The organism is Flavobacterium sp. N2820, assembly GCF_025947285.1.
In the GTDB taxonomy this organism is placed as follows: Bacteria; Bacteroidota; Bacteroidia; order Flavobacteriales; family Flavobacteriaceae; genus Flavobacterium.
Genome location: NZ_CP110008.1, coordinates 1,299,812 through 1,323,218 on the forward strand (window position 1 = coordinate 1,299,812; position 23,407 = coordinate 1,323,218).

The 23,407-nt window shown below is 29.8% G+C and carries 18 protein-coding genes; 10 read left to right on the forward strand and 8 right to left on the reverse strand.

The features are described 5' to 3' along the window. Positions 1-6: 6 nt before the first annotated feature. From OLM52_RS06240 to OLM52_RS06275, 8 genes are all read right to left on the reverse strand, one after another. Positions 7-2,262 carry a hypothetical protein gene (locus OLM52_RS06240; protein WP_264550272.1) on the reverse strand — a complete coding sequence of 752 codons (2,256 nt, stop codon included), beginning with the start codon at positions 2,260-2,262 and terminating at the stop codon, positions 7-9. Between the two features lie 7 nt (positions 2,263-2,269). Then, a complete protein-coding gene (locus OLM52_RS06245; RefSeq protein ID WP_264550273.1) occupies positions 2,270-2,980 on the reverse strand; it encodes an AbiV family abortive infection protein in 711 nt (236 codons plus the stop codon). 7 nt (positions 2,981-2,987) lie between these two features. Further along, positions 2,988-3,527, reverse strand: a complete 540-nt coding sequence (locus tag OLM52_RS06250; protein WP_264550274.1) for a hypothetical protein — start codon at positions 3,525-3,527, stop codon at positions 2,988-2,990. Positions 3,528-3,532: 5 nt separating this feature from the next. After that, on the reverse strand, positions 3,533-5,053 hold the full coding sequence (locus OLM52_RS06255; protein WP_264550275.1) for a reverse transcriptase/maturase family protein: 1,521 nt from the start codon (positions 5,051-5,053) through the stop codon (positions 3,533-3,535). A 347-nt stretch (positions 5,054-5,400) separates the two neighbouring features. After that, positions 5,401-6,132 carry a hypothetical protein gene (locus tag OLM52_RS06260; RefSeq protein WP_264550276.1) on the reverse strand — a complete coding sequence of 244 codons (732 nt, stop codon included), beginning with the start codon at positions 6,130-6,132 and terminating at the stop codon, positions 5,401-5,403. Further along, on the reverse strand, positions 6,132-8,627 hold the full coding sequence (locus tag OLM52_RS06265; protein WP_264550277.1) for an N-6 DNA methylase: 2,496 nt from the start codon (positions 8,625-8,627) through the stop codon (positions 6,132-6,134). The genes OLM52_RS06260 and OLM52_RS06265 overlap by 1 nt, the downstream gene beginning before the upstream one ends. A gap of 37 nt (positions 8,628-8,664) precedes the next feature. After that, on the reverse strand, positions 8,665-11,196 hold the full coding sequence (locus tag OLM52_RS06270) for a DEAD/DEAH box helicase family protein (RefSeq protein WP_264550278.1): 2,532 nt from the start codon (positions 11,194-11,196) through the stop codon (positions 8,665-8,667). Positions 11,197-11,391: 195 nt separating this feature from the next. After that, a complete protein-coding gene (locus tag OLM52_RS06275; RefSeq protein ID WP_264550279.1) occupies positions 11,392-12,495 on the reverse strand; it encodes a Fic family protein in 1,104 nt (367 codons plus the stop codon). A 1,230-nt stretch (positions 12,496-13,725) separates the two neighbouring features. Between OLM52_RS06275 and OLM52_RS06280 the strand changes: the two genes are divergently transcribed. The 10 genes from OLM52_RS06280 to uraH all read left to right on the forward strand — a co-directional run bounded on the left by OLM52_RS06280 (position 13,726) and on the right by uraH (position 23,262). Next, complete coding sequence (locus tag OLM52_RS06280; RefSeq protein WP_264550280.1) at positions 13,726-14,109, forward strand: HU family DNA-binding protein; 384 nt, start codon at positions 13,726-13,728, stop codon at positions 14,107-14,109. 629 nt (positions 14,110-14,738) lie between these two features. Beyond that, positions 14,739-15,650, forward strand: coding sequence for a DNA adenine methylase (locus OLM52_RS06285; RefSeq protein WP_264550281.1), 912 nt, complete (start codon positions 14,739-14,741; stop codon positions 15,648-15,650). Beyond that, entirely contained in the window at positions 15,625-16,530 is a 906-nt protein-coding gene (locus tag OLM52_RS06290) for a type II restriction endonuclease (RefSeq protein ID WP_264550282.1), read from the forward strand. The genes OLM52_RS06285 and OLM52_RS06290 overlap by 26 nt, the downstream gene beginning before the upstream one ends. Before the next feature lies 1 nt (position 16,531). Then, positions 16,532-18,877: a DGQHR domain-containing protein gene (locus OLM52_RS06295; protein ID WP_264550283.1), complete on the forward strand. Its 2,346-nt coding sequence runs from the start codon at positions 16,532-16,534 to the stop codon at positions 18,875-18,877. Continuing rightward, positions 18,870-19,748, forward strand: coding sequence for a DNA-methyltransferase (locus OLM52_RS06300; protein WP_264550284.1), 879 nt, complete (start codon positions 18,870-18,872; stop codon positions 19,746-19,748). The genes OLM52_RS06295 and OLM52_RS06300 overlap by 8 nt, the downstream gene beginning before the upstream one ends. After that, positions 19,745-20,650, forward strand: a complete 906-nt coding sequence (locus OLM52_RS06305; protein WP_264550285.1) for a DUF5655 domain-containing protein — start codon at positions 19,745-19,747, stop codon at positions 20,648-20,650. The genes OLM52_RS06300 and OLM52_RS06305 overlap by 4 nt, the downstream gene beginning before the upstream one ends. A 1-nt stretch (position 20,651) precedes the next feature. Then, complete coding sequence (locus OLM52_RS06310) at positions 20,652-21,404, forward strand: hypothetical protein (RefSeq protein ID WP_264550286.1); 753 nt, start codon at positions 20,652-20,654, stop codon at positions 21,402-21,404. A 297-nt stretch (positions 21,405-21,701) separates the two neighbouring features. Next, on the forward strand, positions 21,702-22,271 hold the full coding sequence (locus OLM52_RS06315) for a Crp/Fnr family transcriptional regulator (protein ID WP_264550287.1): 570 nt from the start codon (positions 21,702-21,704) through the stop codon (positions 22,269-22,271). Positions 22,272-22,334: 63 nt separating this feature from the next. Continuing rightward, positions 22,335-22,841: a GlcG/HbpS family heme-binding protein gene (locus tag OLM52_RS06320; RefSeq protein ID WP_264550288.1), complete on the forward strand. Its 507-nt coding sequence runs from the start codon at positions 22,335-22,337 to the stop codon at positions 22,839-22,841. A gap of 13 nt (positions 22,842-22,854) precedes the next feature. Continuing rightward, positions 22,855-23,262 carry a hydroxyisourate hydrolase gene (uraH, locus tag OLM52_RS06325; RefSeq protein ID WP_264550289.1) on the forward strand — a complete coding sequence of 136 codons (408 nt, stop codon included), beginning with the start codon at positions 22,855-22,857 and terminating at the stop codon, positions 23,260-23,262. The last annotated feature ends 145 nt before the right edge of the window (positions 23,263-23,407 follow it).

The following is a 23,407-nucleotide window of genomic DNA, read 5'->3' on the forward strand; positions in this document are numbered from 1 at the left end:
AAATTATTAATTGTCAATTTTTGTTACTTTCAACCCGAGACTTTCTGCAATTTTGGTCACTTCTTTAATTTGTCGCTCTTTATCGTTATCTTCTGAAAAAACAATACTGTAAATCTCTAATAATTTTCTTTTTAAAATAGGTTCATCTATTATATCTATAATTTGTTTATGTTTCTCTTTTAAATCTGAACTTGGAAATGAATTTAGTTCTCCATTATTTAATTTATTATATAAATCAAAAAGCCATTCAATTGTTTCATTAATTTTTAATTCTGCAAATTTTCCTGTAAAACTTTTTAAGAAAAAACTATCAGCTAAAAGATCATAAATATTAGCTCCAAAAGTCTTAAAATCGTCTTTAAACTCTATTTTTCCTTCATCCAACATTAAAATATTTGATGGGGTTAAGTCAGATAAAATAAAAGGGGAATGAGTTAAATAAATTATATGAATGGATTCTATTCCTTTTTGCCCTACTTCTTTTATGTTTTCTAGAGTATTTAAAAGGTTAAAAGTTAATTCTCGTTGCATTTCAGGATGATAATAAATTTCAACTTCATCAAGAATTATTGAAATGTTTTTATATTTCAATCTTTCAACTTTTTTATTGCTTTTAACTTGATCAGCTTTTTCATCATCTTTGTCTTCATGAATTGATTGTAAATTATAAAGATGATATGTAATTGTATTAATATTAAAAATCATTTGTTGTTCACCCGAACTCAAGTCACTTAATTTTATTTTTGCCTTATCTCGTGTTGCTATTTCAAAATCAATATTAAAAAAACCAGGTAAGGCAAAATTCATTAAACCTGAAGGACCTAAATTTTGATAATTTGGATTGCATTCAGCCAACCAAGATTTAAACTCATCCAAACTAAATTCTTCATAATTATGATTACTTGATTTATTCCAAATTGAATTAGGATTACTTGTCTTTTCAATAAAATTAATAGTTTGACGCAATTTTTTAGTAACATGACTTTCACTTGTTCGTAAATAGTGCATGAATTTTGGATTACTAAAATTGCCTTTTACATCATTAAATAATTGAGAATAGTTATTCTTTATTTTTATAATTTTTTTCTCTAAATAACCCAATGCATAATCTTGATAATTTGTATACTCAATTAAACTATTTTTCCCCAATATTGATCTAACAAGTTTAACAGATTGTAAATTATTAAATTCATCTTTTTCAAGATATTTTGTGATAGATACTTTGAAGTCTGCATTTTTATCTTGAAATCCTTTACACTTAATTAAAGTAATGTCATTTTTTACAGAAAATAGAAATTTTTTTAATTCGTACTTCTTTAATAAACTTACCTCCGAGTTATTAACAACATCATAAGTTAAATTGGACATAACTCTTTCATTTGAAAGATGTAATTCTCGGTTTATATTAAAATTACCTTCATCTCTCATCGGATTAATAACTACTGGAGTTACATATCCATCATTTTTATGAAAGAGACTGTTAACCCAATTCCCTATTACTTTTGAATTTAATGAATGGTGGGAATAATTAAGGCATATAGAATAGAAAAAAGGATCAAAAAAGAAATTGTTATCTATCTCTGGTTTGCCATTCGAATCATATTTATAATATTTAACTTTACCATCTAAAAAGCTAATGGAATGAACACCTTCTATTGTTTCATAAACAAGACTTACAGCTAATTTTTCTTTGATTAAGATTTCATTTTCTTTATCATTTTTTTTTATCTTATGAAGATATTCAGAGCGTTTTCTAAGAGCGTTTTTTATTAAAGTTTGACCACTAGTTATGCCTTCAAAATCATTTTTATAAAAAGTTAAATCATGATTTTGTGCTATTTTTAATAAATCTAAAAGATTTGTTTTTTTTGAATCAGAATATAACTTATCGGTATTCTCCCTTTGATAATTAATTATACTCTGAATTTTTTCAGAATGCTCTTCTAATAGTTTCTCTCGATTATTGTGAATACTTATTGCATAAATAAAATAATATAAAAGTTCAATTAAAGTACTCTTACCTGAACCATTTAATCCTACAACAGCAGAAATTTCTACATTTATACCATTCTTAAGATTATAAATATTTTCTATTCTATTTTGTTTATTAATAAAAGCCTTTAGTATTTTACTATTATCTTTACCTAACTCTATTGTAATATCATCAAAAAACTTATAAGGTGTACCTACACTTAAATTTTTTCTAAATTTTTTATCACAACCTTTTAAAGGAATAATTGCTAACAACTTAAATCCACTCATATTACTTTTATTTTTTTATTTCTCCAACAAAAACTATAATTCCATTGATTGCATTTCTCAATTCATCTTTTCGTTTAGAGATGTTTTCATATTTTAAGTGATTTGAAATCATAGGATTGTACATTATTCTTAAAACTTTGTAGGTTTTAATAATTCTTTCAACTGTTTCTTTACAACTATTGAATAAGTCTTCATTAATTACTTGTGATGGGATTAATAATTCGTTCCTATAGTCAGTATATAAACCTTTATTTTTATTATCATTAAATTTTTCTAATAACTTCATTCTACTTCCTGTTTTTAAGAAAGGCTGTATAGCATTTTTGGCATCTACAATAAAATTAAAAAAACTGTTCCATTCTTCGTTTTGGAATTTTTTTACGTTTGATTTTTCATTCTTCTCATACTCCATTCCACTTTCTATAATCCCATTTACAGCTTCAATTAGCTTTGCTAATTCATGTCTTATTTTATGATCACTAAAAAATTTCTTAGCATATTTAATTTTGTATACATCATAGCCCTCACTGTGTAAAAGGACTAGTATTGCCTTAATAACTTCCTCAGAGCTTAAAACTATTAACGAAGTAGCTGTACTGTATGACTTATTATTTTGAGCAACAAGCATTGCATCTCTTCTAAGTTTTTGTGCATTCTTGTAGATTTGACAATGCAAACTCTTTGAATTTTTTGGAGATATATTTAAAAACTGACTCATTGACTATTTATTTTTTAAATCCCATTATTTTAATAACTCCCATTGCTAAATCTGCTTTGTCCCCAACTGAAGCTGACACCAAAGACATAATAGCTTCATCATTCAATTTAAAATCACTTAATTTATAAGTTTGAATCGGAATTTTAGATTCTCCAAGTGCTGGAATACCTTTCACAAAAAGTTGATACTTATAGCCTATTTCAATAAACTCTTTATTGCCAATTGAAAGTAGATTATTATTTTTTTGCCTAATTTCTTCCTTATATGCATAAACTTTTACCTGAAAATCATTTTTAAATTCTTCACTTGCTTCTTGTCTTCCTTTTAAATAACTTTCCCTTTCTGTGATTAGAAGCTGTTTGTTTAATTCATAAATTTGTTTATCAAAATCTTTTGTTTTTTCAATTAATTCATGCTTTAATTGATATTCTAAATTTACTTTATGATTATCAATTTCTCTTTTATTTAATAGGGCGTATTTTTTATATAATACGATTATATAAAATATCAATACAATTATTATTGAAACATAAATCAATTTGTCCATTTTACTTATAATCTACTTTCGTGAAATTTCATTAATAGATGAAAATTTTTCCAAAACTTTCTGCTTTGCTTTGTTATTACATCAGATTTATTCAAGGATTTCATACTTTCATTAGATTTTAAAATATAACTCATGTAGTTTCCCCAGTAATATTCTTTTGTTTCAATATATTTTTTTGGATCTTCTTTAGAAGGTCTAAATATTAATTTTCTTTTTGCTCCAATATGAGTGAAACGCTTATATAATCTAGACTTGAAGATTCTACGATCTGGATTTTTACTATTTTTAGCTAAAGATGCAGATTTCTTAAAAGAACGCTTCATCGCTCTATAAAATTTTGAAAAACCAGATGTTTTTATCAATACTCTTTGACCATTGTAATTAAAACCAAGATATTCTAATGATTTATAATAATTTGGCACTTTAGTTTTTTCATCAATTTCGAAACCTAGAAATTCTCCATCAACATATTCAAATCTGTAAACTTTGGTTTTACTTTCACTAATTTCAAGTTTAGCTAAATTTTCGATTTTATCTCTTATAAACTTAATAATAACATCTTCATATTCCTGCTCACAAATAATAATTAAATCGTCACTATATCTCTGGTAAAAACCATTTATTGAATCAACTTTGTCATAGACTTCTTGATCAAAATCTAACATGTAAACATTTGCTAAAGTTGCACTTATTGGGCTGCCTTGTGGAATTCCCTTTTTATTTTTTGCAGAAATAATTAAATTAAGATTATTTTTTAAAAACTCTTTCTTAGTACAATATGCTATTGCATTTTTCTCTTTGAAGTATTTATTAGAATTTATTTTAATTCTCTTATTTTCTTTCAAAGTTGATGAATTTGGGACACCTTTTTCTACAATCATAGTACCTTTATAACTATTGAAAAGTTGGTCAGATTCTACATAACTTAATTTTGTAAGTGCTTTAAAAACATTGTAGTGGTCGGGTGGTAATGTGTTCTCATCTATAACATTACTCCATTGTCTTTTCAATATTTTATGATCTAAATTATCAAAGAAAGATGTTACGTCTGCTACGATGACACTTAATTTAGTTTCCTTATTTGATTCTATAAATTCAAAAGTTGTTTTTGCGAAATCAACGTTACATTTGTTTTTTTCAGAGCCTTCTATTATTGGTATTTTTCTATAGGCTACTATAGAACTATCAAAATTTTTAGTTTTTATTAGTTTATTATAAGCTTCGCTTAATAAGCTATTATAGTATGAAAAAATTAATGAATCGAAATGTGAAGCATAATATATGTTTCTGATTTTTGGTTTACCAATTATCCTTCTTCTTTTTCCACTAGGGTTTCTAATGGTTGAATTTTCATCCGCTCTATATTTTCTTTGAATAATACATTTATGTATAAGTGGGAGGAAACTATGTTTTTTAATACATGTTTCATCCTCAATATATCCTTTTACCCAATTGTAATCCTTAATAGTTAAAGGTTCTCCAATATGAGGATATCTTTTTAATTTGTACCATTCAGGTGTTTCCATATTAAAAAAAAAGGGTCAGATACTAATAGTAGCAGGTTTTAAGACTTACATGCCTTTCGAAGCTTTCACACTAATGTGCTATTTCAACGCTACTCTTTTCAGGTATGGAAATTGTTATCTTTGTAATTGACATCTTAAACACTTTAGAAATGCTTAGAAGAATTAAACCCAGATGCAACTTCAAGAAATCAACAGTTTTGACGCTGTTAACAACTATTTCTTCATTTCTAGCTCTATTTCTAGAGGGGAATTTGGAAATTGGTATACTCTTTCCCAACTAACGTATGTCTTAGAAGGTATTACTGAGTAAAACGTAATGTCTCAACCCTCTGACCCTAAATTAAATTTTATTCATTATTAATTGCATATTCATTTTTCAATATTTCATGAAGTATTTCAATCTCATTGTAATTACTTTCTCCACTCAACTTTGCAATGTCATATTCAATACAAAACTCAATATCTTTTTGAGATAAATAGTGCTGATGTATTAATACTTCATTTATTTGTTCACTTGCATCATTATATTGTCTAGTTTCTTTATCTTGACTTTCAATTAAAAAATTCTCAAAACATTCTTGTATAATATCTTTAGAAAATGATTGTATTTCTTCAGCATATTTTAAAACATCGTTAATCTTACTTTCCAGGTAAGTTGTGGTTCTGAAGTGAATTAATCCATTTGCATGCGCAATTTCATTTCGATCTTTTACTAAATTTTTATATCTCCCAACAAGGGCATTTACGTCAGAATGAGATGCACATAAATATTTTATTAAATCGAAAATTCTACTCTCACCTTCAGTACTAAACATGAAAGGATTAGTAACTTTATCTAATTTATCGCTAAAGCCAAGTTTGATTTTTTTGAAATCATCTTCTTTAACAGATTTAACTTGCCAGATATTAAAATATACAGAACTCATAAAAAGCATATGGTATGCCATAAAAGCAAATTGATATTTTCCATTATCATAGTTACTCTCGTATGATTCCCATAAATACTTAATATACTCTTGTTCGTTAATGTCTTTAAAACGAACAGGTAAATAATTTAATATGTAGTTTGCCTCTTCCATTACTCTCCCCAAACTTTAGCAATCCTATCCTTTATCTTTTGCTCATAAATAGCAATTAACTCTTTATTAGCATTAACCAACTTTTGCTCGTTTTCTATTTGGGAAACGATTTTTTGTTGGGTTTTTAATGATGGTAAAGGTATTTTTGCAAATTTTAAATCACGAATTGGTAATTGTGGTTGTGCAGCACCTGAAACAATATTGTTAAATTGAATTTGACAATTTTCTGATTGAAAGAAATAATACAAATACTCTGACATGATTTCCTCGTTGTTCGGTCTAAAAATTAACATTCCAGAATTAATTCTTATGTTTTCATAAGGTACATCTTCATTATAATAAGCAGTATTTCCAATAGTTCCTCTTGTTGTTAATAAAACATCTTCTCTTTGCAATTTTCCTTTTCTTAATTTTTCATCTTTCTCTTTAGTAATGAACATTAATTCATTAAATCGAAACCCATTATCTCTAACATTCTTCGTATTTAAAAATAAACAGTAACCTTCTGATTGAAAATCATCACCATTAGGATAATTTATTCCTCTATCTCCATCAATTATTTCAAATGGTGCATTTCCAAACTCAACTATCTCCCAATCTTTATCAATTTCAATTCTTGGCTTGTGATTATCAACCACCATTTTAGCTCCATCAATTATCTTTTGGTAGTTTACAATTTCAGCAACAATTTCTTCTTGAACTGAAAGGGGTGGAAGCGGGATTTCGAGAGTTCTAAAACTTGTTGTAGAAAGTTCTTTGAAAGTTCCACCAGTAGCCATTGAATTCATTTTATCAACTAGTTTAGTCATCATTAAAGCAACATAGTATGTGTTAGCTTTACTAAAATCATTAATAATTATATTTTTGAATCCTTGATTTGTAGAACATTCTACTTTGTTTATGGCTATTCTGCCTATAGTAGCTCTTGTTGAAACAATTATGGAATCAATTGGTAATATTTTTGCTGAAGAATTTTTTAAACCACTTTCAGTAATTTTTCTTTTTGTTTCAGTAATAGTTGATATTGATTCTGAAGATGGCAAATCTGCCAAAGTAGCCCAATTTATAGTTCCATTCCAATATTCTTCAATATCTGAACTTGGTGTTCCGCCTGAAATAACTTTAAAAAGTGTTTCATCAGACAATTTAGCCATTGAAAATGTAGAATTTGAAATAAGAGTTTGTTTATACCTTTCACCACTCAAATTATAATCACCACTTTTCCCAATTTCGGTTTTAGGTACTAGGTGAGCCATTCGGTTGGTTATCTCCTTATTCGGTGAGGCAACAAATTCATGAATCAATTGAACTGCGTCTTCTAATTGTCCACCTTTTATTGGGTTACGTTGCGCACCAAGGTTGTAACCGTCATTATCAATTTTTATAAATAAAATATCATTTGTTTTTTTAGCAACGGTTTTATCCATTAATAAAATAGAAGTTTTAACACCACTATAAGGATTAAAAACACCTGCTGGCAAACTAACCACAGCATATAAATAATTATCGACTAACATTTTGCGAAGGTCTTTGTAAGCTGTACCGCTTTGAAAGATAATACCTTCAGGCACAATAATACCTGCTTTACCTTTTGGATTTAAATGTTCAGCAATATAATCTACGAACAATACTTCGCTTCGGTTACTGCTTATAGAAAACTTTTTGTGTGGCCTAATACCGCCTTTAGGACTCATAAACGGAGGGTTTGCCAATATCACATCGAAACTTTCATCCCAACGTTCTTCACTACTCAAAGTGTCGTATTCAAAAATATGAGGTTCAGAAAATCCATGTAAATATAAATTCACCAAACTCATGCGCACCATATCGGGCGAAATATCATAGCCTACGAAATTTTTAATAATTTTTTTTCTTTCGTCAGGTGTTAACTCGTTTTTGTTTTGCTCTTTAATGTATTTAAACGCAGATATCAAAAAACCTGCTGTACCACAAGCAGGATCCATAATTGAATCATTTTTACTTGGATTTACAGCAGCAACTAAAAAATCGATAATGTGTCGTGGTGTTCTAAATTGTCCTGCATCACCTTGTGAACCCATTACAGAAAGCAAATATTCAAAGGCGTCACCTAATTTTTCACTGTGCGTGTACTCAAATTCTGCAATTGTTTTAAGAAACATTTTTAAAGTTTCTGGGTCACGATAAGGTAAATAAGCATTTTTGAAAATATTACTAAAAAGCTCAGGAATGTTTGAATTCTTCTCCATACTTTCAATAGCTTCAGAATACAATCTCAACATTTCTACAGCTGTAACTTTTGTATCAAAAAGATTATCCCAACTATATTTTTCATATTCCCCAGAAAAAAATTTTGCTGAACCACCTAATTCAATGGCTTCTTTATCCATGTCATCCATGAATTTATAAATTAGCCCAATGGTAATTTGTTCAATTTGTGATTTTGGGTCGGGTAATTTTCCAACTAAAATATCACGGCAATCATCAATTCTTCTCTTAGTTATGTTATCTAACATTATGTATTGTAATAGTTTTTTAGTTTGCTAACTTTATTTAAGCTGCAAAATCATCAAGGTTAATGTAATCTTTAATGTACACAGGAATAACTTCTCTGTATTTAGTATGTACTTCTTTAAATTGAGAAATAGTTAAAGTAGGATTGGTTTGTAAAGCTTGAAAGTCTTTAGCTTCAATTATTTTACGAATATCCTGGTCTACTATATATGCTTTAAAAAAATATTGCAATGCTCTTATGTTCACATCTTCTTCAGGTGGATAAATTGAAATGAACTTATCAAATTCTTCATCAAGCATTTCGTCTTTCGATTTGAATTTAGGTATGATTCCAAATATTTTTTCAACTAGTTCTCTAATAGATACTTTACGGTCAATTTTAGCGGCTTTACGTAGTTTTTCTATGTTAAAATATTCGTCAGGTTTGTCTAAAATTTCATTTTGAATATGACTTACGACTTGCTCCCAATTGCCTAATTCGACATTTTTCTTAATAATGTCATCCATCATAATTCTTTTCTCGAAATTTCTGAACAGCATACGGTCAATTTTCATTCCGTCTAATCCAATCTCTTTTTCTTCAGCAACAATAAGGATATCGGCTCGTTCACTGGTATATTTTACGGTAGTTGAAGTTTCTCCTCCAGAGCTATCAGGCTCACCTTCTCTAGTCTTAGGCAGTTTTAAAACTTCATCATAATCAAACTTATTTTCAAAATACTCACAGTTGGCAAAAAAGTCAAATAGTTTGAAATTTTTCTTATCATATTGAATCACTTCATCTTCATTAAGCTCGTTTCTATGCTTAAATGTAAAAGTATGCTTACGTGTACCACGACCTTTAATTTGAACAAAATCCGATGGACTAAATACTGGTCGCATCAAACAAACATTTAATAAATCGGAACAATCATATCCAGTAGTCATCATACCTACTGTAACACAAACTCTTGTCTTACTTGACTTATAACCTTCTAGCCAATTTGTTTTTCCGTTCAAATTATTATTAGAAAAATTAATAGTCATCTGTTGCGCATCTGCAACTTGAGACGTTACTTGAACAGCAAAATCGGAGTTATATCTATTTGGAAATAATTGCTCTGCAATGTCATTTAAAATTTCAGTTATTTTCCTAGCGTGATTTTGACTAACTGCAAAGATTATAGTTTTTCCAATTTCATTTGTAATAGGGTCACGTAAAGCTTTCTTAAAAAATGTGTCACAGAAAACATAATTTGTTTTATCGGAAAAGAATTTCTTTTCAAAATCACGAGAAACAAAAGTCTCCGTTTCTTGTCCTTCTTCAGTTGGTTTTACAACAGCATATCCCTTGTCAGAAAGGAGTTGAGTGGTTATTTCAGTTCTGGCATCAATTGTTATTGGATTTCTTAAAAAATCATCCTTAACACCATTTAATAAAGTGTAACGAAATGTTGGTTCACCACTTTCACAACCAAAGGTAGTGTAAGTATCTCGTAACATTCGACGTTCTATTTCTCTTGGGTCGCTTTCTTTTATTTTGTCTATATCTACACTTTTGAGATAGTCTTTTGGTGTAGCTGTTAATCCTAATTTGTAGCCACTAAAGTATTCAAATACTGCTCTTGAATTACCTGAAACTGAACGATGTGATTCATCGGATATTAATAAATCAAAATCACTAGGAGAGAAAAATTCACGATACTTATTATTAAATAATAATGATTGTATGGTAGTAACTACAATATCAGCTTTTCTCCAATCTGATTTATGTTGCTTATATATAAAAGTAGTGTAATCAGGTTTTAAATAATTTGTAAAATCTTTAAAAGCTTGGTCTTCCAATTCTAATCTATCTACCAAGAATAGAACTCTTCTTGCATTTTTCGAACGAAGAAAAAGTTTAATTACAGCTGCTGAAGTTAAAGTTTTACCAGTTCCAGTAGCCATTTCAAATAGAAAACGGTCTTTCCCCTCTCTAACGGCTTCTTGTAAATGTTTAACAGCATTCAATTGATAATACCTTAAAAAACGAAGTCCATTATTCCATATAAAATCTGTACTATTTTCTACTGAGCCATTCCATCCCAACCTTTGAGCATAGTCGGGCATTTGTATAGTAGCAATATAGTCATTAGAAACTACCTCATTAGCTAAAGCTTCTCTGTCAGGTTTCCATTCTTTAATAGCTCCAATCTCACTAGGAGAGGGAAACTTATAAATGGGCTTTGGATTTCCTTTTTTTAAATCCCAAAAATAGTGCACAATACCATTAGATAGGATGATATATTGAGCTCCAACAGTATTAGCGTATATTCTAGCTTGCTCTTTAGCAATTAGTGGATGTAAGCTTTCTTTTTTTGCTTCTAATACACATGTTGGTTTATTATCGCTGTCTACAAGTAAGAAATCAAGTGAACCACCTCTTGTTTTTTCAAAGTCATTGCCCCAAGCATCAATTTCAGATTGAGTTATCTTGACATAATTTTCTAAAAGTATATTAGCTTTACCGTGCTCATTATCAAAGAATCTCCAACCTGCTTCAGAAAGCAGTTGGTTGATTTTAATTCTTGAATGTGCTTCGTTATTCATATCTATAATATAATTCTTACTTGGTCTCCAAACATAATGAAAAAAAAGGGTATTTACAACCCGTAAAAATACCTGATTTTTAAACCAGGTAGAAATACGTAGGAATTTTCAACAGCTAAAGTAAGCAAAGGGATTTAGAAAAAAATGAGGAAAACCGTAAAATAGTAAATTAGTTATGACTTTTTTTAATTAAGCTTACCAATTCAAATGATATTTCACGCCTCTTCCATCACCCTCTCTAATAAAAGTCCCTATTTCGAAAAGTATTTGTAAATCTCTAGTTGCAGTAGCTTTTGATGTTTTGGTTATAGACATGTATTTTTTAGCGGTCATACCACCTTCAAAGCCATTCTTACCTTTTTCAGTCATTTTTTGTAAGACTTTTACTTGTCTTTCGTTTAACTCGTTCTTGAAGCGATCAAAGAAAAGCGCTTTTTCTACCACAAATAAAACGGTTTCTTTTACTTCTTTTTGTGCTTCAATTAAAATAGTGAAAAAATAGTGCAACCATTCAGCAACCTCTTGTTTGCGTTGCACATGTTTTAAGGTTTCGTAATATTCCTTTTTATTTTCTTCAATTTTTTTGGAGAGGCTTATCAAAACAGGTTTTTCCAATGTTTCAGCTAGTGCTTTTTCTGATAAAGCTCTACCTATTCTACCATTCCCATCTTCAAAAGGGTGAAGCGTTTCAAAATACAAATGCACCAAAGCAGCGCGCAACATAGCTCTTCCTACTTGTCCTATTTCTTGATAAGGAAAGTTTTGATACCAATTTTCAAATTCAATTAAAAGTATTTGTAAATCTTTGGCAGGTGGAGCTTCAAAATGTACTTCAATTTTTCCTGCTCTTCCTGAAATAATTTGCATGGGTTCGGCACTACTTCTCCATTCTCCTTCTCTTACGGTTTTATCAAACTTCATTAAAGTTTGATGCCATTGTTTTAGCATTTGTAGTGTCAACGGCTTTTGATAATCCTCTCGGACTTGCAACATTAATTCCGAAATGGCTTGCGCTTTTTTATCTTTTGAAAGTGTTGGATTATTTGAAATACCTAATTGGTTTTGTAGGGACGACATTACATCTTCTCTACTAAAGTATTCTCCTTCAATTTCAGATGTTTTTAATGCTTCGGAAACCACAATTTGAAGTAGTATTTCTTTTTTATTTTCCTCTGATACATTTACAAACAAACCGTTAACTTCTCCAAGTTCTGAGGCAAATTCTTGAATTTGACTAATTAAATCATCCACTTTGAATTGGAAATTTGGAAAATCTTTATGTTTCCAGAAATACTTCATGAGCCGTTTAGTTTTTGCTATTCGGCTCAAATATACAAAAAAAATGAGCCGATTAAGACAAATAATCGGCTCAAAGTGTTTTTTTTAATATTTATGTTTTTTATTCTATAAATCTTGAAATTTTATCATTTTGGAGAAATTATAGGAGAGATTACTAATGATGAAAATTTTTTTTAACTTTACAAAAATTGAAAAACAGAAATTCGCACTCGATTTTCAATTTTGTACCTCGCTTGTACCTCCGTCTGCGATATACTGTAAATATTAACAATGTTAATTTCTGTATCGGGAAATAGATTGGCGTTGTATTTATTGGCACACGTATGAAACGGGTTTTTCTTTTAAACACATAGTCACATAGTTTTTACACTGAGATTCTCTGAGCTTTTTGATTTGGATTGTGTTGAATGAGCTACACAGAGGCGTTGTACTTGATAGCGTTTATGGTTTATGGCATTCAGACGGTGAAGGGTTTTCTTTTAAACTCATAGACATATAGTTTTTACACCGAGATTCTCTGAGCTTTTTGATTTGGATTGTGTTGAATGAGCTACACAGAGGCGTTGCACTTGATAGCGTTTATGGTTTATGGCACGCGGATGAAACGAGTTTGCTAACGCAAAAGCGCGGGTATTGACGGATTTTTTACACAGAGTTCTCAGAGCTTTTTTAATTTGGATTGCGTTGAAAGAGATACACAGAGACCGGAGTTTCGGACGTTTCATTTTTCATAGCTCACATTAGACTATGCACATAGTTTGTCATGCTTCTAAGCATCTCTTTTATGAACTTCATTGTGCGTAACAGTATACTTTGCTTATATGACTTATATGTTTTACAAAAATTAAGGAAGTGTTTTACAGAGTCCAAAGTTTCGGACGTTGCACTTGATGGCGGATGCTTTTTTTCTTGGTATCAGCGGATAACAAAGTTGAAAAAGTAGCGAAATAATTTTATTTTTTAGTTCACCAAAATAGTTGTGATAGGCTGATTTTTCAATCACTAAAAGCATTTCATGTGTTTTTTATTATTTTATAAAATCTTGACTTACAATACATTAAAAACCTATGTTAATTTACTGACAATTCCTTTTTGTGTTAAAAACTTACTCCAATTGTGAATAAGATTGCCTTTCTTTTTACATTTTAAATGCTAAACTTTGTAAAAGCAGTAAGGCACTCAAAGCGGTGTACTTAGCTAAAAACTATTTATTAATTTAATACATAAAAAATGAGTATTAAATTTAAAGTTCTTCCTAAGAAGAATCCTCAGGACATGATGGCGCCTGAAAAGTTTTATGCAACGTCGGTTGCAAATGGTGAAACCACTTTAGAGTCGTTAGCCGAAATGATTGCGTATCAGTGTACCTTAACGGACACCGATTGTTATGCAGTATTACGTTCTTTAGAGCGCAACATGCTTATGGAACTTAGCCAAGGCCGAATTGTAAAACTAGGACACGTAGGCACGTTCCAAGTGAGTGTAAGTGCTGCAGGCCAAGTTCTTCAAGAAGATGTTACCGCAACGGACATCAAAAAAAGTCGCATTTTGTTTCGACCAGCTAAAAAGCTAAGACAAATGCTAGGTAACTTGAGTTACCAAAAAGCGAGCTAGACACCCGCTATTGAGACTAAGTCTCTTCCGAAAGCCTCGAACGTTCCCGCGTTCGGGGCTTTTTTTTGGGATAAAAACGCTTCAAATTCGACCTGACGAATTGAAAAACTGAACCTGACGAATTGAAAAACTCGACCTGACAAACTGATTTTATCACTTAAAGAAAAAAAGAGACTAAAAACAGTTCATTTTTAGACAAAAAGACATAAAAAAAGCTCAAAAAATGGAGCTAGACACCCGATTTTGAGCTAAATTTCTTTCGAAAGCCTCGAATAGTTCCCGCTATTCGTATCGAAATAAAGCGTAAATATACTATTTATTTTGATTGTTTAGATACATATTCATAAAATTTAACACTGAAAAAAACGCCCTTTTGTTCCCTTTTTTTACTTATTTTTTTTGTAAGGCGTTTCTTCACAGTTTGCATCAAATTTTAGGTTTTACGCGTTTTTAATTTTAACACTTTGTTTTACGGTTTCCCGTAAAATTTATTAAAACGCTTTATTTACCTTAGCTCCCGAAGGCACCCCATATTTTTATCTGGTTTGAAAATCAGGTATTTTTACGGGTTGTAAATACCCTTTTTTTTTCTTATGTTTGGGGAAATAGAAATTAGCAAATAAAAATATATGCAAGCAAAACCATTTTTAAAATGGGCTGGTGGTAAAACCCAGTTGATTACCGATATTGAAAAAGCTTTACCAAGAGAATTTACCTCACAAAAGTTTACTTATGTTGAGCCTTTTGTTGGTGGTGGAGCCGTTTTGTTTTGGATTTTGGAAAATTTTCCTAATGTGGAAAAGGCTATTATTAATGATATTAATGCAGACCTAACCAATACTTATAAAGTCATAGCTTCAAATCCAAAAAAACTTATAACGGTTTTAGAGCAATTTCAAACAAAGTTTCATTCTTTTGAAAATGATGCAGAAGGAAGAAGAGTTTATTATAATGAACAAAGAACACTTTTTAACTCTCGCTCTAAAGATGCTATAACTCAAGCAGCTTTGCTAATATTTTTAAACAAAACATGCTTCAATGGTTTGTTTCGTGTGAATAAAAGCAATGGATTTAATGTACCAATGGGAGATTCTACCAAGCAAACAATTTGTGATGCTGAAAATATAATGGCGGTTAGCAAAGTATTACAACGGGTAGAAATTTTGACTGGAGATTATAAAGAAACTTTACAACATGCCGAACATCCTGCCTTGTTCTATTTCGATCCTCCTTATAAACCTTTAAGTCAAACTTCTAGTTTTAACACTTATACCAAAGATAATTTTGGTGATAATGAACAAATTGAATTACGTGACTTTTGTAAAACATTGGACACATTAGGTCATTACTGGATGCTAAGTAATTCTGATGTAAAAGGAAAAGACATGACAGATACTTTTTTTGATGATATTTACAAAGAATTTAATATTAACCGAGTATATGCCAGACGAAGTATTAATGCAAACGGAGCTAAACGAGGCAAACTAACTGAATTATTAATTACCAATTATGCCTATGAACAAGCTTTGTCAATTGCTTAATTTAGAAAGCGACGATATTTTATTTACCCAAATTACTAGTAGTTTCAAAGAGAAAGGAATTTTGCTTTGGGACTATTTTGTTAATTGGGAGAAAGTACATAAAAACATTAAACCCATTGAAAAAGAATTGAACCTTCTAAATGTTTTGATTGGGAAAGAGGATGTTGAAACAGAAGTTTATAATCTAATTAAAGAATATCCTCAAGTTGTTAAAGCTTTTCCTTTTTTAATTGCTTTTAGAGATACAAAAGTATCAATGCTTTCGGATGTTACGGAGTTTTTGTATAAAGATTATGATTTTAAACATAGAGTTATTACTGATGAAGATTGTGAAGACTTAACTACTTTTTTTATGCATTCTGGTTTGGGTGATTTGGTTAAAGACAAACGAGTTAAAAATCTTGTAGATTATGTTACGGGTGTAGAAGTAGGTTTAGACAGCAACGGAAGAAAAAACCGTGGTGGCACCATGATGGAAAACATTGTAGAAACCTTTGTAAAAAGTGCTTCCGATGAGTTAGGCTATGAATACATGACACAAGCCAATGCAAAAAAGATAAAAGCTCATTGGAACATTGACATACAAGTAGACAAATCATCCCGTAATTTAGATTTTGCTATCAATAAAAATGGAAAATTGTATTTTATTGAATGTAACTTCTATGGTGGCGGAGGTTCTAAACTAAAATCTACAGCAACAGAATATGTAAAAATGAATGAATATTGGAATGCTCAAAATATTACCTTTATTTGGGTAACAGATGGTGCAGGTTGGAAATCTACATTAAAACCATTAAGAGAATATTTTGATAAAGCGGATTATTTGTTGAATTTGGAGATGTTGAAATTAAACTTATTATCATTAATTCTTAAAAATTAATATGGGTTATTTAGAACAATTTAAAGTTGAAGAAATAAAAGGAAAATTGACTACTGATTTATCATATTTAGGGAAATTATATAAGGTAAAGAAAAGTAAATATATAACTAGAAATATTGAACATTCTTTGTTAGACGATTTTATCAAAAAAGGTTGGGAAGTTGAAGGAAAGCCAATGGCAACTAAAACTAAGATAAGAAAACAGAAAGAACATTCAAAACAATTTGAAGATGATATATGGTGTCAGTTTTATGAGTTAGGTTTCAGACATTTAAACTATGATGAAAACTTACACTTACCATTTTCTTCTAATGAAGAAGACACAAAACAGATAGATGTAGTAGCAATTAATCACGAAGCCGTATTTCTTATTGAATGTAAATCAAGTGATAAACCAAAAAAAATAACCTTCAAAGATGAATTTGAACTACTAAGTTTAAGATTAAACGGATTTAGAAAAGTTATAGAACAAGCATATGGAAAAGGTCTACGTGTTAAGTATATCTTTGCTACAAGAAATTTAAAAATTGACTATAATGACATTGATTTTCAAAGATTATTAAAAACAAACTCTTTTTATTACAACGACAATACATATGATTATATAAATAATTTAATAAAAAGTTATAAAAAAGCATCTCTATATCAATTTTTTGGACTTGTGTTTAAAAATGAGTTAATTAACACAGAGAAAATTGAATTACCAGCAGTTGAGGGAAAAATGGGAAAGAAGACTTATTATATGTTTTCAATTGAGCCAGAGATGCTATTAAAACTTAGTTTTATTCTTCACAGAACTAGAGCTAATGAAGCGGAGTTTCCAACTTATCAAAGGTTATTAGTACCAACAAGATTAAAAGGTATTACTAAGTTCATAGATGATGGTGGTTTCTTTCCTAATTCTTTAATTGTGAATTTCAGTCATCAAAATAAACACAAATTAATCTTTGAGGCTTCTTCTAGAACTGAAAATTCACTATCAAAAATTGGGATTTTAAAAATTCCTAATGCATATGCTATAGCTTATATTATTGATGGGCAACATAGACTCTATGGATATGCTAATTCTAAATTTTTAAGCACTAATACTATTCCTGTTGTTGCATTTGACAATTTAGATTCAAAAGAACAGCTAGATATATTTATGGATATTAATCAAAACCAAAAAGCAGTTTCCCCAAGTTTGAGAACTGATCTTGAAGAAGATTTATTTTGGGAGTCTCCAAGAGCAGATATGAGAATAAAAGCACTCCGTTCTTCAATTGTTAAGGGTTTAAGTAATGACCCAAACAGTCCCTTATATAAAAAAATAACTGTTGGAGAGGACAAAGCAGTACTTTCAATGGAAAACATGAAGCTTGGATTAATTGATTCTGGTTTATTACCAATTGCAAAAGGTAATTCTTTTGATGAAAGTTCTGTTTATTACTGTGTTTATAATACACATAATCATGAACATAACATTGAAATGAAAAAGGCAAAGAAAGAAATTACAGAGTTTTTAAAATTATGTTATGAATGTGTACAAGAAAAGTTTCCTGTAATTTTTAATAAAGAGCGATTTTTCATCATTTCTAACAGAGGTAGTTTTGCTTATATTTCTGTAATTGGTAGTCTACATAGATATATGATTGATAGTAAAATTCTTAATAAGAATTCTACTCCAACCGAAAGATACACTGCTATTGAAAAATATTTAATTGCCCTTTTAGAAAAACTATCAAGTTTAAATCAAGAGGTTGCGCAAAAACAATTGGATATACAAGGGAAAAGTGCTGAAAAAAAATGGTTAACTTTTTTTCAATCTTTAATCAATGAAAAATATCCAGAATATTCACCTTCTGAACTAACTGATTGGAAGGAAAGACAAGATGAAAATCTTCAAGATGAAGGTGGGGTTTACATTAAATCTGTAGAAAGAAGAATAAAGACATCTGTATTAGATAAATTAAAATCGTTGTATAATGAAGATTGGGAACTAGAAATTAACACCATCAAAACCACATGTCAAGGTAGAGCTAATGCTGAAAACGAAAAAAATTATAAAGAAGGGATTAAAGATAGAGTTGATTGGATGGAAATGTTTACAATAAACGATTATAAAAAAATTATCGATGATAATTGGGGGAAAACTCCAAAAGAAAATTCAAATTTTATAAAATTTTCAGATGAATTTTCAATTGATATAGGAGAAGGGATTAATAATAGAAAAGATGCATTAAAATGGATGTCACATTTTAACTCTTACAGAAATACTTGGGCTCATGAAGGAACAAAAAATAAAGGCTTGAATAAGGATGAAATTCTTTTTTTAAAGAAAGTATATAATCATTTTTTTAATGCTTAAACCCTATTTCAAATCCGAAGACAAAAACTTTTACCTTTTGCAAGGTGATTGCAAAGTGCTTTTGCCTCAATTTGAGCATAAGTTTGATATGGTTTTTGCTGATCCGCCTTACTTTTTATCAAACAATGGTTTGTCTATCCAAAGTGGGCAAATTGTTTCCGTAAATAAAGGTACTTGGGATAAATCAGAAGGATTTGATTTTATCAATGATTTTAATCGTACTTGGTTAAAATTAGTTAGGGATAAATTAAAAGATAATGGTACGATTTGGATAAGTGGCACGTATCATAATATTTTTTCAATAGGTCAATTATTACAAGAATTAGATTTTAAAATCTTAAATATAATCACTTGGGAAAAGAATAATCCGCCACCAAATTTTTCTTGCAGATTCTTTACACATTCAGCCGAGTTAATAATTTGGGCACGTAAAAAAGAAAAGGTACCACATTATTACAACTATGAGTTAATGAAACAACTCAACGGCAACAAACAAATGAAAGATGTTTGGAAATTACCTGCTATTGCTAAATGGGAAAAATCATGTGGCAAGCATCCTACGCAAAAACCTTTGTCTGTTTTAACACGTATTATATTAGCATCTACCAAACCAGGCGCATGGATTTTAGATCCATTTGCAGGAAGTTCTACTACGGGAATTGCAGCCAATTTAACAAACAGAAGGTTTTTAGGTATTGATATGGAAACGGAGTTTTTAGAAATTAGCAAAAACCGAAAACTAGAAATAGAAGATGTATCGATAGCCAATCTATACAAGCAAAAAATAAGTGGTTTTGAAACGAAAAAGCAATTGGAGTTGTATTTATTAGAAGAGCCTAAAACAGAATATTCAATAGATTTAGAATTATGAATTTATATCAAGTCAATAAAAGTCAATTAAATACTTTAAAAGAAAAGCCCTTTAAACTAGAGCGTGAAATTCAAAATCTGTTTGAACAAAACTTAACCTTGTTAACAGGTTTAGAGTTTGTAAAAAGTGAGTTTTCTATAAAAGGAAAGCGTATTGATACACTAGCTTATGATACTCAATCTAATGCTTTTATAATCATAGAATATAAAAGAGATAAGAATGTTAGTGTAGTTGACCAAGGGTTTACTTATTTGAGTTTAATGTTGGAGAACAAAGCTGATTTTGTTTTGACTTATAATGAAACGTTGAACAAAAATTTACATAGTGGTAAAGTCGATTGGTCACAAACGAGAGTAGTTTTTGTTTCCCCAAGTTTTACAGAAAATCAACGTTTGGCTACTAACTTCAAAGACATTGCTATTGAATTGTGGGAAATTAAGCGTTTTGAAAATGATATTATTAGCATTAATCCAATAAAGAAAACGAGGTCGGCAGAAAGCATCAAACCAATAACGCAACAGAATGAAAAAATAAAATCACTAACTTCTGAAATTAAAGTTTATACAGAAGATGACCATTTGAATGGCGCTTCTGATGAAATAGTTGAATTATATGAGTCTTATAAAAATGCTATTTTGAATTTATTTGATGATGTTGAAATTGTGCCTAAAAAATTATATATCGCTTTTAAGAAGGATAAAAATATATCGGATATAGTTTTATTGAAAAAAGGGTTGAAAATTTTTATTAACCTCAAAAAAGGATTATTAGACGATCCAAAAGGATTAACTAAAGATGTCTCGGAAACCGGACATTGGGGTAATGGGGATTATGAGTTGATAGTAAGTAACACTGATAATCTTGAGTATGTAATGAGTTTAATTAAGCAGGTTATGAAGTAAAATGGAAAATGTAATTGAAAAATTAAAAGAATATAGTAAGCAAATTGATTTAGAAAAGAGATTTAGTTATACATTAAATACTTCAGATTCATTTTTTACAGTTCACGAAACAAAAAAACTAAACAGTTATAAAAATGCATACGAGCAAAATATTAAATTAAAATGGCTTTTGTGTGATAAATACAAGCAAAGTGTAAATCAAACTTCTATTGATTTTTGGGTTATTAACAATTGGGGTGGTATTAAAGGCTTTAAGCCAAATGAACGAAATATTCAAAAAGTAGAAATATTCAAAAAGCAAATACAATCTAATAAATTAACTAAAGATACTTTTAGTACTATTTCTTCTCTATCAAAATTAGCCTCTTTTATTAATCCCGATGAGTTTGTTATCTATGATTCAAGAGTTATTTATACTTTAAATTGGTTAATATTAACACTTGAAAACAAAGACGCCTTTAAAGAAAAATATTATCCAATGCCATCGGGAAGAAATAAAAAAATAACTGATTTTGATTTGAATACTATAATCAACCTATCACATATAAAAGAATATTTTGAAAAAGATCAATTATATATAATGCCACAAGATGCTTATTTCAAATTCTGTGAATTTATAAAAAATACTTCAAAATTAATCTATGGAGAAGATTCAAAACCATATGAGCTTGAATTGTTATTATTTACAATTGCTGATGATGAAATTTATAATGATCTAAAAGATAATTTAAAATTATCATTAAAAATTAAATAATTAATTTAGCAACATAAAGGTATAATCTCAACAAAAAGGAAACAATATAAAACATGCCTTTTAGAGTATTCATCTCTAGTGCGTGAAATAAAATTCGATTAATTCAACTTTTCTAAAATAAAAAGTTGGTTAAGAGATACAACCTCGAACGCAGCGAACAAGCGAAACAAAAAAGTTCAGCATGACAACTATGAGGAGATTCCTTAACTGGGGAATGCGAAGTCCAAATACAACAAACAATTAACACTTGTATTCTCAAAAGTTACCTACTTTTGAAAACGTTAAAATTCACAATCCATGTATGAGGCTTTAAAAAAGTTTATTTCAAGTAAAGGGGACATTGACATGCAATCATTGGATTCGATTTGTTCGCATTTTGATTTAGTAACTACCCATCGAAATGAAATTCTTTTAGACTATGAACAAGTTGCCAATTATTATTATTTTGTGAATAAAGGAGCCGTAAGAGTATTTACCCTTACAAATGAAGGAGAAGAAATATCACGTTACTTTGCTTTTGAAGATACTTTTGTAACTGCTTTACCCAGTTTTATTGACCAAAAACCCGCAGAAGAATATCTTCAAACTATTGAAAAATCAGAATTACTTCGGATTTCTAGAGCTGATTTTTACAAGCTAGTAGTGCTAGAACCTGTATTTTCAAAACTATACACTGAAATTTTAGAATTAGGGTTTATTGTTGCACAAAAACGAATCTATGGTTTTCAAGGGTATGACGCCCTTTCTAAGGTGAAATGGGTCATAAAAAACCAACCGAAGTTACTATTGAGGGTATCCAATAAAATGGCCGCTTCTTTTTTAGGAATAACGCCATCAACACTTAGCCGATTAAAAGCAAAATTATAAAAACGTTGACATAGATCAATTTTTATTGAATTTTCAAAGGATAACTTTGCATAAAAAAAATAGATGAAAACAATGGTATTCGCTTTTTTATGCTGCTCTTCTTTCTTGTTGGCTCAAAATAAATCAATAAGTATCGATGCAACTATCCATCTTGAAGATTGGAAAAACACACAAAGTCTTACGCAAGATGGCGCTCTAAAAGTCATGTTACATGCTAATATTCTAGCAGAAGCATCGAATAAAAAAATTGCAATAGCAATACTTGATGCATCAGGTAGCATAATTTTAATGACAATTGCAGATGGAGTTGGTCCTCACAACTTAGAGGCAGCAAGAAGAAAGGCATTTACTGCACTATCTACAAAAACACCAACGCTACTCTTAGCAAGAAATGCAAAAACAAATCCAGACACACAAAATTTAAACTCACTACCCGAGTTACTATTATTGGGTGGTGGTGCGCCAATTTTAGTAAATGATAACGTTATTGGGAGCGTTGGAATTGCAGGAGCAGGCGGACCCGAACAAGACGATGCAATAGCACAACAATTAGTAAAATTATTCAATTAATACATTAAAAATTATGAAAAAATTAATCCTTTCAGCTCTCCTAATTCTTTTTACAACAGGAATGGTAGCACAAACAGAAAAACATCAATTATCAAGTCATATTCTCGATGTCAGCAAAGGTACACCAGCGAGTGGGGTAACCATCAAACTTGAAAAATTAGAAGAAAAAACAAATAATTGGATTAAAATCGATGAAAAAGTAACTGATAAAAATGGGCGAATTACCGATTTTTTGAAGACCGACAATTCAAATGTAGGTATATATAAACTTACTTATTTCACAAAAGAATATTTTAAACGAAATCAAACCGAAAGCTTTTATCCCTTTATAGAAGTTGTATTTCAAATATCAGATGAAAGTCATTATCATGTTCCAATAACACTTTCAGCATTTGGATATGCAACCTACAGAGGCAACTAAATAATACATCTTATCCCTTGTAAAAACCTGTTTTTTGTAGGGTAACACCCCACACTACGCTGTAAAATCTATGATTCAACGAAGTGCATCAATTTGAGTTCGTATACATTGTAGATGCTGAAACGAGTTCAGCATGACAACTATG